At 63.0% G+C, this 13,374-nt stretch carries 13 protein-coding genes and 1 tRNA gene; 10 read left to right on the top strand and 4 right to left on the bottom strand.

From position 1 onward, the window contains the following. The first annotated feature begins 235 nt into the window (after nt 1–235). From GHT07_RS03450 to GHT07_RS03460, 3 genes are all read left to right on the top strand, one after another. Complete coding sequence (locus GHT07_RS03450; RefSeq protein WP_153583648.1) at nt 236–907, top strand: glutathione S-transferase family protein; 672 nt, start codon at nt 236–238, stop codon at nt 905–907. A gap of 113 nt (nt 908–1,020) precedes the next feature. Then, nucleotides 1,021–1,899, top strand: a complete 879-nt coding sequence (gene ypfJ / locus GHT07_RS03455; RefSeq protein ID WP_153583649.1) for a KPN_02809 family neutral zinc metallopeptidase — start codon at nt 1,021–1,023, stop codon at nt 1,897–1,899. Between the two features lie 81 nt (nt 1,900–1,980). Next, nucleotides 1,981–3,441 carry a DEAD/DEAH box helicase gene (locus tag GHT07_RS03460; RefSeq protein ID WP_153583650.1) on the top strand — a complete coding sequence of 487 codons (1,461 nt, stop codon included), beginning with the start codon at nt 1,981–1,983 and terminating at the stop codon, nt 3,439–3,441. On the opposite strand, the gene GHT07_RS03465 is transcribed toward GHT07_RS03460, so the two are convergent. Next, on the bottom strand, nt 3,428–4,273 hold the full coding sequence (locus GHT07_RS03465; protein WP_153583651.1) for a symmetrical bis(5'-nucleosyl)-tetraphosphatase: 846 nt from the start codon (nt 4,271–4,273) through the stop codon (nt 3,428–3,430). The genes GHT07_RS03460 and GHT07_RS03465 overlap by 14 nt on opposite strands. A 23-nt stretch (nt 4,274–4,296) precedes the next feature. Here GHT07_RS03465 and GHT07_RS03470 point away from each other — a divergent pair, with 23 nt between their 5' ends. Together GHT07_RS03470 and GHT07_RS03475 are read left to right on the top strand one after the other, a co-directional pair. Next, entirely contained in the window at nt 4,297–5,607 is a 1,311-nt protein-coding gene (locus GHT07_RS03470) for a hemolysin family protein (protein ID WP_153583652.1), read from the top strand. 29 nt (nt 5,608–5,636) lie between these two features. After that, nucleotides 5,637–6,392 (top strand): SapC family protein, encoded by a 756-nt coding sequence (locus GHT07_RS03475; protein ID WP_153583653.1) that lies wholly within the window; start codon nt 5,637–5,639, stop codon nt 6,390–6,392. Here the strand turns inward: GHT07_RS03475 and GHT07_RS03480 are convergent, their stop codons facing one another. From GHT07_RS03480 to GHT07_RS03490, 3 genes are all read right to left on the bottom strand, one after another. After that, complete coding sequence (locus GHT07_RS03480) at nt 6,393–6,743, bottom strand: hypothetical protein (RefSeq protein ID WP_194792806.1); 351 nt, start codon at nt 6,741–6,743, stop codon at nt 6,393–6,395. Nucleotides 6,744–6,850: 107 nt separating this feature from the next. Further along, nucleotides 6,851–7,240: a fluoride efflux transporter CrcB gene (crcB, locus tag GHT07_RS03485; protein ID WP_153583655.1), complete on the bottom strand. Its 390-nt coding sequence runs from the start codon at nt 7,238–7,240 to the stop codon at nt 6,851–6,853. Between the two features lie 87 nt (nt 7,241–7,327). Further along, nucleotides 7,328–7,403: transfer RNA gene (locus GHT07_RS03490), tRNA-Thr, on the bottom strand. Between the two features lie 270 nt (nt 7,404–7,673). Here GHT07_RS03490 and GHT07_RS03495 point away from each other — a divergent pair. The 5 genes from GHT07_RS03495 to GHT07_RS03515 all read left to right on the top strand — a co-directional run bounded on the left by GHT07_RS03495 (nt 7,674) and on the right by GHT07_RS03515 (nt 13,352). Beyond that, on the top strand, nt 7,674–8,528 hold the full coding sequence (locus GHT07_RS03495; RefSeq protein ID WP_228488144.1) for a MotA/TolQ/ExbB proton channel family protein: 855 nt from the start codon (nt 7,674–7,676) through the stop codon (nt 8,526–8,528). 33 nt (nt 8,529–8,561) lie between these two features. Beyond that, nucleotides 8,562–8,990 carry an ExbD/TolR family protein gene (locus GHT07_RS03500; RefSeq protein ID WP_153583657.1) on the top strand — a complete coding sequence of 143 codons (429 nt, stop codon included), beginning with the start codon at nt 8,562–8,564 and terminating at the stop codon, nt 8,988–8,990. Nucleotides 8,991–8,994: 4 nt separating this feature from the next. After that, nucleotides 8,995–9,423 carry an ExbD/TolR family protein gene (locus GHT07_RS03505; RefSeq protein ID WP_228488145.1) on the top strand — a complete coding sequence of 143 codons (429 nt, stop codon included), beginning with the start codon at nt 8,995–8,997 and terminating at the stop codon, nt 9,421–9,423. A 9-nt stretch (nt 9,424–9,432) separates the two neighbouring features. Next, nucleotides 9,433–10,080 (top strand): energy transducer TonB, encoded by a 648-nt coding sequence (locus GHT07_RS03510; RefSeq protein WP_228488146.1) that lies wholly within the window; start codon nt 9,433–9,435, stop codon nt 10,078–10,080. A 296-nt stretch (nt 10,081–10,376) separates the two neighbouring features. Further along, the gene (locus GHT07_RS03515) at nt 10,377–13,352 is read left to right on the top strand and encodes a TonB-dependent receptor (RefSeq protein WP_153583658.1); all 2,976 of its coding nucleotides are present in this window, start codon (nt 10,377–10,379) and stop codon (nt 13,350–13,352) included. Nucleotides 13,353–13,374 lie beyond the last annotated feature (22 nt).

Raw genomic sequence — 13,374 nt, forward strand, 5'->3', positions numbered from 1 at the left:
ACCAAAAGGGTTCAGCCGCTAGGCGCGAAACACGGACAGGGGTCAACCCCGTTCGTGTTTCGCAACAACGCGGATGGACCTTTTTGGTGGCAACCCGGAGGGAACGTGGCCACAGCCGCGCCACTCCGCGTTGCGCTCCCAGGCAAGGCACCAGCCTTGCCGTCGTCCCGCGCCTTGATTGGCGCGGCTGTGGCCGCGTTCGCGCAGCCATGAATTGTGTTAACAGGCCCTACCCATGATCGTCGTCCATCACCTCAACAATTCCCGGTCACAGCGCGTGCTGTGGATGCTCGAAGAGCTGGGCGTGCCCTATGAAGTCAAGCGCTACGAGCGCGATGCCAAGACGATGCTCGCGCCGCCCGAACTCATGAAGGTGCACCCGCTGGGCAAGTCGCCTGTGATCACGGACCGCGGCATGGTGATTGCAGAGTCGGGCGCGATCATCGAATACCTCGTCGAGACCTACGGCGAGGGCCGCTTCGAGCCGCCAGCCGGCTCGCCCGAGCGCCTTCGCTATCGGTACTGGATGCACTACGCGGAAGGCTCGCTCATGCCGCCCCTGTTGATGAAGCTCGTGTTCGACAAGCTGGAGACGACCAAGGTGCCGTTTTTCGTGAAGCCGATCGTCAAGGCGATCGCCGAACGCGCGCGCAGCTCGTTCGTGATGCCGAACATCGAGCGGCACTTGAGCTTCATGGAGGGCGAGCTGGGCAAGAGCGAATGGTTCGCGGGCAAGGAGTTTTCTGCGGCCGATGTGCAGATGAGCTTTCCGCTGGAAGCAGCGCAGGCCAGGGGCGGGCTCGACGCGAAGCGGCCGAAGCTGATGGCCTTTCTAGAGCGCATTCACGCGCGGCCAGCCTACAAGCGCGCTATCGACAAGGGTGGGGAATACACGATCCTGAAGTGATTCCCGGCGCGAATCCGGTTACCAGCGCACGCGCGATGCGGCGCACGCCTACATCCAATACGGATACCATCGTTTGACTTTACCGTTGAGGCTTCGCGGCCGGGAGACACACTATGCGTTGGGAAGGCAATCGGGAATCGAGCAACGTCGAAGACGCGCGTGACGGCGGTGGCGGCGGCGGTGGCTTCGGCCTGGGTGGCCGCAGCATCGGCATTGGCACCATCGTGATCGCCCTGATCGGTGGCGCTATCTTCGGCATCAACCCGCTCACTATCCTCGGTGTGATCAGCGGCGGTGGCGGTCCTGCGCCTTCACAGCAGCAAGCTCCGGCGCATGCGCCGCCTGCGGGCGACAGGCAGGCGAAGTTCGTCTCTACCGTGCTGGCCGATACCGAAGATGTCTGGGCAAAGTTGTTCACGGCGGGCGGAGCGACCTATCACGCGCCGAAGCTCGTCCTGTTTCGCGGCAGCATTGGTACGGGCTGCGGTGCCGGCCAGGCGGCGATGGGGCCGTTTTATTGCCCTGGCGACCAGAAGGTGTACATCGACCTGAGCTTCTACGACGTGCTTCAGAAGAAGCTCGGCGCTCCCGGCGAATTTGCGCAGGCCTACGTCATTGCGCATGAAGTGGGGCATCACGTGCAGGACGAGCTGGGTATCACCCGGAAGGTCGATTCGCTGCGCTCACGCCAGAGCCAGGCGCAAAACAATGCAATGAGCGTGCGCGTCGAATTGCAGGCCGACTGTTTTGCAGGCGTGTGGGCCCACCACTCGGACCAGGGCAAGCGCTGGCTCGACCCGGGCGACATCGAGTCGGCCATGAATGCCGCCGCGAAGATCGGCGACGACGCGCTGCAAAGCGCATCGGGCCGCTCTGTCGTGCCGGAGAGCTTCACCCACGGCAGCAGCGCGCAGCGGCAAAGGTGGTTCAACAACGGTTACACGACGGGCAGCGTCAAGGCGTGCGATACCTTCAGTTCCAACAGCCTTTGATGCCATTGCAGGGGCTGCCCGACCCCCGGCGCCACCCGGCCCGGCGGTCGATGCGACAATAGCGGGTTGGACAACCCACTGATGACAGCCTCCTTTTCCGAACTCAACCTCGCCGAACCATTGGCCCGTGCCGTAGCTGAAATGGGCTACGAGACCATGACGCCCATCCAGGCGCAGGCCATTCCTGTCGTGATTTCCGGCAGGGATGTGATGGGGGCGGCCCAGACGGGCACCGGCAAGACAGCCGCGTTTGCGCTCCCCCTGCTGCAGCGCATGCTCAAGCACGAGAACGCATCCACATCACCCGCTCGGCACCCGGTGCGCGCGCTCGTGCTGCTTCCCACGCGCGAACTGGCAGACCAGGTGGCGCAGCAGATCAAGCTCTACGCCAAATACACCAACCTGCGCAGCGCCGTGGTGTTCGGCGGCATCGACATGAAGCCGCAGACGCTGGAGTTGAAAAAGGGCGTTGAGGTGCTCGTGGCGACGCCAGGCCGCCTGCTCGACCACATCGAAGCCAAGAATGCCGTGCTCAACCAGGTCGAGTACGTCGTGCTCGACGAGGCGGACCGCATGCTCGACATCGGCTTCCTGCCCGACCTGCAGCGCATCCTGTCCTTCCTGCCGAAGCAGCGCACAACGCTGTTGTTCTCGGCGACGTTCTCGACCGACATCAAGCGTCTTGCCGGCAGCTACCTGCAGGACCCGGTGACGATTGAAGTGGCGCGGCCCAATGAGACGGCCTCCACTGTCGAGCAGCACTTCTACAGCGTACCCGACGAAGAAAAGCGCCACGCCCTCAAGCAGATCGTGCGCCAGCGCGGTTTGACGCAGGCGTTCGTTTTCGTCAACAGCAAGCTGGGCTGCGCGAGGCTCGCACGCTCACTCGAGCGCGAAGGCCTGAAGACCACGGCGCTGCACGGCGACAAGAGCCAGGACGAGCGCCTGAAGGCGCTGGCCGCGTTCAAGGCGGGCGAGGTCGACCTGCTCGTGGCAACCGACGTTGCGGCACGCGGCCTTGACATCAAGGATGTGCCCGCGGTGTTCAACTTCGACGTGCCGTTCAACGCAGAAGACTATGTGCACCGCATCGGCCGCACCGGTCGTGCTGGCGCATCAGGGCTGGCCGTGACGTTTGTCTCGGGCACCGATGCCCGGCTGGTGGGCGATATCGAGAAGCTGCTCAAGCGCAAGATCGAGCTCGAAGCCATCGAGTTCGATGAAGACAAGCCACGTGGCCGCATCAATGATGGCCGCCGCGCCTGGCGTGAAGCCGGTGAGACTGGCGACCCGCGCGACGCGCTCGACGCTCCAGCGGGCCTCGACCGCGAACGTGAGCGCGACCGCCGCGCACCACAACGGGAGTCGTATCGCGATTCACGGCAGCCCGCCGCGCCACGCGATCCGTTCTTCGACCAGCCTTACGAGACGCCTGCTGTCGATACGCCGCCGGCGTGGGAGACGGCCGCCAGGCCAGCGTCGCGCGTATCGGCCAATATCAAGCCGAAGCGCAAGGTCGCGGCGCTGTTCAAGTCCGAGTGACTTGACCGGGCGCCTGCGCCTGGACGCATTTCACCTGGATCAATTCATCTGCGTCGCGCGTCGCGCCCAGGCGTATTGCACTGAGGCAGCCGCCCCACACGCACCCCGTGTCGAGGGAAATGATGTCGGGCCGCCTGAGCAACCCCAGCGTTGACCAATGGCCAAACGCAACCACCGCACCAGCGGTCTTGCGCCCTGGCACGTCGAACCACGGCAAGAAGCCTGCCGGCGCGGCTTCCGGGCCGCCCGAGGTCTTCAGGTCCATCACACCTTCTGCCGTGCAAAAGCGCAGCCGCGTCAGTGCATTCACGATCACCCGCAGCCGGTCGTTGCCCACGAGCGAATCGCTCCATTGCGCGGGCTCGTTGCCGTACATGTGCGCAAGAAAGTCGGTCATGCCAGGCCCGCGCAGGGCGCTTTCAACTTCAGTTGCCAGTGCAAGTGTGGCGCTCACGTCCCATTGCGGCAGCACGCCGGCGTGCACCATGAGGACGCCATGTTCATGCATTGCCATGCGCTGGTGGCGCAGCCAGTCGAGCATCGCAGCGCGATCATCGGCTTGCAGCACCCCGTCCATCGTGTCGCCGCGGTGAGGCGCGCGCAGCTGGCTTGCGACGGCAAGCAGGCTGAGGTCGTGGTTGCCCAGCAGGCAGCGCGCCGAGTGGCCCAGGCGCATCAGCCGCCGGAGCACCCCCGCGGAGTCGGGGCCACGGTTGACGAGGTCACCCAGCAGGTAGAGCGTGTCGCGGCTCGCCGAGAAATCGAGCGTTGTAAGGAGGTTGCCCAGGGCACTGTCGCAGCCCTGCACATCACCGATCAAGTACAGTGCCATTTGCTCAATTCTCGCCCGCTTTCATGGATGTCCTGCTCATCGTTGTGCTGACGCTGCTCAATGGCCTTTTCGCCATGTCGGAGCTGGCGTTGGCGTCAAGCCGCAAAGCGTTGCTGCTGGCGATGGCTGAATCGGGGGATCCAGGCGCAAAAGCGGCCCTGAAGCTGCTTGAGCAGCCCACGCAGTTTTTATCGACTGTGCAAGTCGGCATCACGGCAACGGGCATGCTCAACGGTATTGTTGGAGAAGCTGCTTTCAGCAGCGGCGTGGCGACGTGGTTGCAGACCTTCGGCGTTCGCGCACGCGTATCGGAGATCGCGGCCACTGCGCTGGTAGTCACGGCCATCACGTTCACCACGATCATCTTCGGCGAGCTGGTGCCCAAGCGCATCGGCCAGCTGTATCCGGAGCCGGTGTCTCGCATCATGTCGCGCCCCATGGCGTGGCTGGCTCGCGCGGCCCGGCCATTCGTCGTGCTGCTCACGTCCACCACCCAAGCCATCCTCAAACTGCTGCACATCGACAGCACGCGTGAGCGCGGCATGACCGAAGAAGAAATCGCGCACAGCCTGGAAGAAGGTGTGGATGCGGGCGTGATCGAACAGCACGAGCGGCAGATGGTGCAAAACGTATTCCACCTTGACGACCGGCCGCTCACGTCGTTCATGGTGCCGCGCTCGGAAATTGAATGGCTCGACGCCGGCTGGGATCTCAAGCAGTGCCTGCGCGAAGTGGGGCAGGGCGATGCGCACTCGTGGTATCCGGTGTGCCGGGGCTCGCTCGACGATGTCGTGGGCCTGGTGAGCGTCGCGCGCCTGCTCGCCGCGTCCCAGCAGGAGGCGGCTGGCAGCATCGAATCGCTGGTGTCGCCGGCGCTCTTCGTGCCGGAAACTCTCTCGGGCATGGAATTGCTCGAGCAGTTTCGCGAGCGGTCGGGGCGCATGGTGTTCGTCGTCGACGAATACGGCGTGGTGCAGGGCCTGATGACGCCGCACGACCTGCTCGAAGCGATCACGGGCGAGTTGCAGCCGGGCGCGCAGGCCGACGCCTGGGCCACCAAACGCGCGGACGGTTCGTGGCTGCTCGATGGCTTGATGCCCGTGTCAGAGTTGAAAGCGCGCCTGGACATCCGCGAGCTTCCGGAAGAAGACCGCGGCCGCTACAACACGCTGGCCGGTCTGCTGATGTCGGTGTCGGGCCACCTGCCCGCGACGGGCGAAGTCATCGAGTGTGGCGACTGGAAGTTCGAGGTGGTTGACCTGGATGGCAAGCGCATCGACAAGGTGCTTGCCGTGTTGCAGCCGCCGCGTGAGAGCGGCGACACATCCAGGTAGCAAGTGATGGTTCGGGAAAACAGGAGGGCATGAGGATGTCGGATTCGGTGTACTACGAAAAGCCGGTGCTGCTGGACCGCGACAAGCATCGCGCGCGCCGGGTGCTGCCCAGCACGGACTTCGGCTTTGCGCGCAAGGCCAATTCCCTGTACCTCGCCGCAGTGGAATTTTCAGAAGCGTTCAAGGAATATCCGGTTGTGTTCACGCGTGGTGGCAACGGCCACATCGTGCCGGTCGCGATGCTCGGCTTGCGCGCCCGGGAAAACCTGTTCGTGGACAGCGAAGGCCGCTGGCTCGCGGCGTATGTACCTGCCTTCGTGCGGCGCTACCCGTTCGTGCTGGCTGATCTGGGGTCCAAGACCATGGGTGTGTGCATCGACGAAGCGTTTTCCGGGCTGAACGATAACGAAGGTGAGGCACTGTTCGAGGCAGACGGCACCGACACACCGTTCCTGCGCAACGCGCTCGATTTCCTCAACCGCTACCAGAACGAATACCAGCGCACAGAGGCTTTCTGCCAGCGGCTCGAACAGGCGGATGTGCTGGTTGAGATGAGCGCCAAGGCCGATCTCGTCGACGGTCGCAGCTTCATGGTCAGCGGCCTGCTGGTCGTTGACGAGGCCCGGCTCATGGCATTGCCCGACGCAACGGTGCTATCGCTGTTCCGTGTGGGCGAGCTTCACCTGGTCTCGATGCACCTGGCTTCGCTGTCGAACATGAAAAAACTGGTGGACCGCATGGCCGAGCGCCAAAGCCCGCTGCAACCGGCGCCCAAGCCCGGCTGATCACCCCAGCGCACGCGCGCCGGGTACCGCGGGGAAGTGCGACAGGTCCGTGATCGTGACGGCGTCCTGTGCGACCAGGCGGGCCAGCAGTGAATCGACTTCAGTGCGCGAGAGTTTTGAGGTGACGGCGATCCAGCGCCGATTCACGGCCCGATGACTCATCACCGACAGCGTGCGCAACACCGGAGCCGTCCGTGCCCTGCAAGGCAGGTCCGGCCAGTGCTTGAGGCGGTAGGCGAGGCCGCTGGTGTCGTTGGCCGCCTCTCGATGGGTATGCAAGGCGATGAGTTCGCCGAATGACGTGGTGGTTCTGCGAGCCCAGCTGGAGAAGGTGTCGAATGCGGTGGGCATGGATTGCATCCCTTGTGTGTGATGCAAGTGTGGAGGCGCGCCGCGTTGGCGCCCTAGGTGCTGTGCCCGTGGTCCCTTAAGGATTTCGCCTAGCTCTGCATTGAGAGTCAGGCACCGGGTTGGCGCAGCAGGGACACCGTGGCGATGCCAAGTGCCGTGGCGGCAAACGAGCCAAGCATGTGTGCAAATGCGATTGCCAGCGCAGAAGCCGTTTCACCGTTCTGCAACTGCGTCACGACTTCTGCCGAAAACGTGGAAAAAGTCGTGAGGCCGCCCAGAAACCCGGTAATGACGAAGAGGCGGATGTGCGGTGGCAACTGTGGCGATGTCGCGAAGAATGCAATGGCGACTCCTACCAGGTAGCCGCCGGCCAGGTTGGCGGCCAAGGTGCCCAGCGGCAGCGCCGGAAACATCGGATTGAACTTGAGGGCCAGCGTCCAGCGCAGCAACGCCCCGAGGGCGGCGCCCAGCGAGATTGAAACGATGGAGCCGATCATGGTTCAGTCACCTGACGTGAAGACGCAGCGTGGAGCGCACAAAAGAAAAGGGCGCCCGGCTTGCCGCCAGGCGCCCTTGAAGCATTGTGGTGCCGGAGAGATGAATCGAACACCCGACCTTCTCATTACGAATGAGCTGCTCTACCGACTGAGCTACACCGGCTTTGTTGTGCAGCCTGCGATTATAGCGTGAGTCTGCGCGAGGTTTTTGGTGCTGTCCTGTGCGTGCAAACAGTGCATTGGTGAGCTGGCCAACTTTTTGCATGGGGTTGAACATCGGGAAAACGATAGAAGCGACTGTCACAGGCAGCACCGCCAGAACCTCTTGCCGATTTATACTCGCGGGCTTTGGACAAACACCGAGCCCTACCGGGTACACGTAATGTGCCCAAAAAAAGCGCTTTTGAACCCCAAAAGACAAAAGGAACTTATCTTGCGATCCCTGGCCTCCACCCTTCGCATCGTTGCCGCCGCTGTGCTGCCGATCATTTTCTCTTTCTCCACCATGACGGCCAGCGCCCAGGCGCCCGCTGCTTCGGCGCCCGCGCCTGAGGCAACTGCTGCTGCCGCTGCAGCGCCTGCCATGCCGGCCGCGCCCGCCGCGGCCAAGAAGCCGGAAGCTGCCCTCGAAAACCCGTACGGTATCGAAGCGCTGTGGAAAGGTTCCGATAACATTGCACGCGCCGTGCTCGTCATCCTCGCGATCATGAGTATTGGCAGCTGGTACATCATGATCGTCAAGCTCCTTGAGCAGTCGAAGATGAACCGCCATGCGCGCACCGTCGACAAGAATTTCTGGCAAGCCAAGTCGGTGAGTGAAGGTGCTGGCGCACTCGAGAAGAACAGCGCCTACCGCTTCATCGCCGAGTCGGGCGTCGCAGCGACGAACGATCATGGCGGCCTCAAGAGCCACATCCCGATGCACGACTGGATCCCCATGTCCGTCACGTCCGCCGTTGACCGCATCAACGCGACCATGCAGGGCGGCCTGGCCTTCCTCGCAACGGTCGGCTCGACCTCTCCCTTCGTCGGCCTGTTCGGCACGGTGTGGGGCATCTATCACGCACTCACCGCCATCGGAATTTCCGGCCAGGCCTCGATCGACAAGGTCGCGGGTCCCGTGGGTGAAGCACTCATCATGACGGCCCTGGGCCTGGCAGTCGCGATTCCCGCGGTGCTCGGCTACAACTGGCTGGCACGCCGCAACAAGGCGGTGATGGATGAAGTGCGCGAATTCAGCGATGAACTGAACGCCGTGATCGTGGGCTCCGCCGGCAAGGCCGCGTAAGCGGTCTTCCCGGCAACTTACCGAAAGAACGCCATGGCAATGGCAGTCGGCCCGTCCAGCGGAGACGATGACGAAGTCATGTCCAACATCAACACCACGCCCCTTGTGGACGTGATGCTGGTGCTGCTCATCATCTTCCTGATCACGATCCCCGTGGTTACCACGTCGATCCCCGTCTCGCTTCCCAAAGAGCGCGTCGAGATTCGTGAAACCAAGCCCGAAAACGTGATCATCTCGGTGGACACGCAGGGCAATGTCTTCTGGTACGACCAGAAGATGGCTACGCCGCGCGACCTGATCGAGCGGCTCAAGCGCGTGTCGAGCATCCAGCCCCAGCCTGAGGTGCAGATCCGCGGCGACATGGCTGCGAAGTACGATGGCGTTGGCAAGGTTCTTTATGCGTGCCAGGTGGCCGGTATCGTGAAGGTTGCCTTCATTACCGAGCCGCCCGCGCTCAACTGAGGTCATGTCCATGAAACGAAGCCGTTTTCGCAACCAGGGCGGCGATCCCGAGCCGATGATGGACATCAACACGACCCCGTTGATCGACGTCATGCTCGTGCTGCTCGTGATGCTCATCATCACCATCCCGATCCAGTTTCACGCCGTGAACCTGGAGATGCCGGTCGGCACCCCGCCGACCACCGTCGAGCCTGACAAGGTCCGCATCGACATCGATCCCGCAAGCGTTGTGTACTGGCAGGGCCTGCCCGTGTCCAGTGCGGAGCTGGAGCAGAAGATGGAAGCGATTGCGACCATGAACCCGCAGCCCGTCGTCAACGTGCACCCCAGCAAGGACGCCGGCTATGCGGTGTTTGCCAACGTGCTGTCGACCTCCAAGCGCAAGGGCCTCACCAAGATTGCCGTCACCGGCAGCGAACAGTTCGTGCAGTAAAGGCAAGTCATGACCGCAACCACCATGCACATGCCCAAGTACCAGGGCAGCGATCCGCGCCGGCGCACCATCGGCTGGATCGTCGTGGTCCTGGTGCACGTGATCGTGCTCTGGGCACTGATCTCCGGTACCGCACGCAAGGGGCTCGAGCTCATCAAGAAGCCGCTCGAAGCAGCAGTGATCCAGGAAGTGATCATTCCGCCGCCGCCCCCGCCGCCGCCGCCGCCCAAGGAAATCCAGAAGGCTCCGCCCAAGGTCGACGCACCGCCGCCGTTCATTCCGCCGCCCGAAGTGGCGCCGCCTCAGACGTCAGCGCCTGCGATCCAGGCGACGACCGTTGCGCCCACGAGCCCGGCCGTGATCGCACCGCCGCCGCCGCCCGCAGCGCCACCGGCCACGTCGGGCAAACAGGAGATCAGCGTTGCCTGCCCGACGCAGGTCAGGCCTGAAATGCCGCGCCAGGCCATCAAGGAAGGCGCGCAGGGAACGGTGAAAGCCCAGGTGATCATTCGCGACGGTGCTGTTCGCGACGTCACAATCCTGTCGGGCCCGCGCGTGTTCCATTCGGCGGTGCGCAACGCGATGATGCAATACAAGTGCATTTCGTCCGGCGGCGACATCACTGCCACGCAGGAATTCGACTTCAAGATCGAATGATTTATCGCGGTTAATTCGATCGAATCCGACGGGTAAATCCTGCGGCGACACAAGTCTTCAACAGCCCTCTTTGCGAGGGCTGTTGTTCTTTGGAACACGCCTTTGTTGCCCTGATGTATTTGGGCAACAGAACACCCCAAACACTGTGAATGCGGAGTGACTACAGAGGGCCGCTTGTGTAAAACCGTGGGCTGGAACGCGACGTGTGTCTAATTTATGAAACGCGTCCGGTCTGATATGCGGGTTATGGGCAATTGCCCAAACTCTTTCTCGACAGGAACAGGTCTGGAGAACACATGAAAACCGGTACACAAAGGTTTAAGAAAACGGTTGTCACGAACGCACTAATCACGGCGTTCTGTGGCACCGCCACGATGATGTTTGCGCAAGAGACCCTTGCACAAACCGGCTCATCACTGCAACGCGTCGAAGTGACGGGTTCGAACATCCGTCGCACCGACACTGAAACGGCGTCCCCCGTCCAGGTCATCACCAAGGACGAAATCGACCAATCCGGCAAGGGCACGGTCGCTGAATACCTCCAGACGCTCACGTCCGACGGTCAAGGCTCCGTTCCGTTCACGTATGGTCGCGGCTTCTCTGGTGCTACGTCGTCCGGCATCTCGCTGCGCGGCCTGGGCGCCAACGCCACCCTCGTGCTGATCAACGGCCGCCGCGTTACCTCGGCTGTGCTGGCTGACGACGCACAACGCACCTACGTTGACTTGAACCAGATTCCGCTGGAAGCTGTCGAGCGCGTTGAAGTGCTGAAGGACGGCGCATCGTCGGTGTACGGCTCTGACGCCGTCGCAGGCGTTGTGAACATCATCCTGAAGAAGAACTACCAGGGCACGGTTGCCAAGCTGACGTACGGCGTTGCCGAACAAGGCGATGGCGCTGAGCCCCGCGTTGCCATTACCCACGGTATGGGCGACCTCGACAAAGACGGCTACAACCTGCTGCTCAACGCCGAATTCGGCAAGCGCGCACAGATCCTGTACCGCGACCGCGCAGGCCGTGGTTCCGTCGGCGTGTCGGCCATCGGCCAGCCGCAATGGGGCTTTGACCCCAATTCCGGCCCGACGAACAACATCTCGTTCGCAGGCGGCATGGGCTGGATCCCGACGTCGGCACCGTTTGGTGGCACGCGCATCGCTAATAGCGCCGGCCAGTCCATCATCGGTAACGTGCGCAACCCGGACCCGCTGAACAACTCTTACTACAGCCGCGGCGACGCAGCTGGCGTGGGCTTCACCCGTACGTTCCCGGCTGCTCAGGCGTACTGCCTGGCCAACGCGAACCTGCCGCAGAACAACACGGCCGGCGGCTGTATTGTTGACCTGCGTCAAGCTGTGAACCAGGTCCAGCCTGACTCGAAGACGGCCAGCTTCTTCGGCCGCTTCACCAAGACGATCAACGCCAACATGGAAGGCTTCGTCGAGCTGGGCTACTACCAGACCCAATCCGACGTGACCGGCCTGCCGGTGGCACCGAACGGCGGCTTCTTCCGCCCGAACGGCGACGTCGTTTCCCGCGCAGCCACCACGCTGCTCGGCGCCACGCACCCGGACAACCCGTACTTCGGCAGCACCGCTCGCCTGCGCTACATGCCCCTGTTCGACACGGGCCCGTCGAATACCGCTTCCAGCGGCCATTCGCTGCGCCTGGTCGCAGGCCTGCGTGGCACGTGGGACGCATGGGACTACGACACGGCTGTTCACTACTCGGAAGCCAAGCAGACCGACGTTTCGCAAAAGCTCATCGACTACCGCGTTGCTGACGCGCTGTTGAACCCGACGGCTGCGAACGTGACCAACGCCACGCGCTGGAGCCCCCAGTACGCAGCGCTGGTTGCTGCCAACGGTGGCACGCCCCCGTTCTGGCGCATCGGCGAAAACGCGAACCTGAACTCGCCGGCCCTGTACAACGCCCTGTTGTCGGACCAGCAGCGTTCGGGCTTCTCGCGCATCTACGGTGCCGACATCAAGGTGTCGCGTGAACTCGGCAAGATGGACGGCGGCCCGATCGGCCTGGCCATCGGCGCTGAAGTTCGCCACGAAGCCAACGGCCTGCCGCTGTACAACGGCCTGGGCAACTACCTCGGCGTGTCGCTGACCGCCTACGGTGGCGAGCGCAACCTGTGGGCGACCTACGGCGAAATGCTGTTCCCGGTCACGAAGGCATTGGAAATCAGCGCTGCCCTGCGCTATGACCACTACTCTGACGCCGGCAACTCCTTCACGCCGAAGATCGGTGCCAAGCTCAAGGCCCTGCCGAACCTGGCCTTCCGCTCGACGTACTCGCGCGGCTTCCGTGCTCCGTCTTCGACGGAAAACAGCCTGAGCTCCGTGGCTGCCTTTGGTGGGGCCGTGGTGGACGACAACGCACGTTGCGCAGCACTGATCGCTGGCGGGATGAACCAACAGACGGCCGAAGGCCTCTGCAAGGGTATCGCCCCGACGTTCGTGCAGCGCGGTAACCCCGCCCTGGAGCCGGAAAAGTCGGAAAGCTGGACGTTCGGTACGGTTTGGGACATCACGCCCAAGACGAGCCTGACGCTGGATGCCTGGCAGATCAAGCGCAAGGGCCTGCCGGTCATCGAAGATCCGCAAGAAGCTATCGACGCTGGCCGCTTCACGCGTGACCCGGCAACGGCAGTGCAAGCTGGCGACCCGGGCGGCATCTTGTCCGGCTTCGTGGTCTTCCGCAACTCGGCCCAGTCGCTGACGCGCGGTATCGACCTGGAAGCCAAGCATCGCTGGGACTTGGGCGGTGGCATGGGCAAGATCACGGCCGGCTTCACCTGGACGCACCTGTTGGTCCAGCGCGTGGTTGACCAGTTCGGTACGGTTCATGACTACGCTGGCACCCATGGTGACTGCAACATCACGAACTGCATCGGCTCGCCGCGTGACCGCATCTCGTTCAACGGCACCTGGGAAATGGGTCCGTACCGCTTCGGCACGAACGTCAACTACCGTGGCAGCATGAAGAACACGTTCGAGCAGTCGGACACGACCTGCGCCCAGACGCTGCTCAACAATGCTGACTTCCCGTCGGGTTGCAAGGTGAAGTCGTTCACGACGGTTGACGTCAATGGCGTGTGGAAGATTCGTCCGGGCACGGAGCTGGGTCTGTCGATCCAGAACCTGTTCGACAAGAAGCCGCCGGCTGACTTCGAAACGTACGGCGCTATCGGCTACAACCCGCTCGACTACTCGGGCGCTATCGGCCGCTTCTATCGCCTGAGCCTGAAGCACAGCTTCCGCTGATCGCTTCGAGCGAATGACCCGG

The organism is Caenimonas koreensis DSM 17982, assembly GCF_009646335.1.
Lineage (GTDB): Bacteria > Pseudomonadota > Gammaproteobacteria > Burkholderiales > Burkholderiaceae_C > Ramlibacter > Ramlibacter koreensis.

Coding starts and splice junctions, on each gene's coding strand:
- GHT07_RS03450 (WP_153583648.1), top strand. CDS start 236: ATGATCGTCGTCCATCACCTCAACAATTCCCGGTCACAGCGCGTGCTG.
- ypfJ (WP_153583649.1), top strand. CDS start 1,021: ATGCGTTGGGAAGGCAATCGGGAATCGAGCAACGTCGAAGACGCGCGT.
- GHT07_RS03460 (WP_153583650.1), top strand. CDS start 1,981: ATGACAGCCTCCTTTTCCGAACTCAACCTCGCCGAACCATTGGCCCGT.
- GHT07_RS03465 (WP_153583651.1), bottom strand. CDS start 4,273: ATGGCACTGTACTTGATCGGTGATGTGCAGGGCTGCGACAGTGCCCTG.
- GHT07_RS03470 (WP_153583652.1), top strand. CDS start 4,297: ATGGATGTCCTGCTCATCGTTGTGCTGACGCTGCTCAATGGCCTTTTC.
- GHT07_RS03475 (WP_153583653.1), top strand. CDS start 5,637: ATGAGGATGTCGGATTCGGTGTACTACGAAAAGCCGGTGCTGCTGGAC.
- GHT07_RS03480 (WP_194792806.1), bottom strand. CDS start 6,743: ATGCCCACCGCATTCGACACCTTCTCCAGCTGGGCTCGCAGAACCACC.
- crcB (WP_153583655.1), bottom strand. CDS start 7,240: ATGATCGGCTCCATCGTTTCAATCTCGCTGGGCGCCGCCCTCGGGGCG.
- GHT07_RS03500 (WP_153583657.1), top strand. CDS start 8,562: ATGGCAATGGCAGTCGGCCCGTCCAGCGGAGACGATGACGAAGTCATG.
- GHT07_RS03505 (WP_228488145.1), top strand. CDS start 8,995: ATGTCCATGAAACGAAGCCGTTTTCGCAACCAGGGCGGCGATCCCGAG.
- GHT07_RS03510 (WP_228488146.1), top strand. CDS start 9,433: ATGACCGCAACCACCATGCACATGCCCAAGTACCAGGGCAGCGATCCG.
- GHT07_RS03515 (WP_153583658.1), top strand. CDS start 10,377: ATGAAAACCGGTACACAAAGGTTTAAGAAAACGGTTGTCACGAACGCA.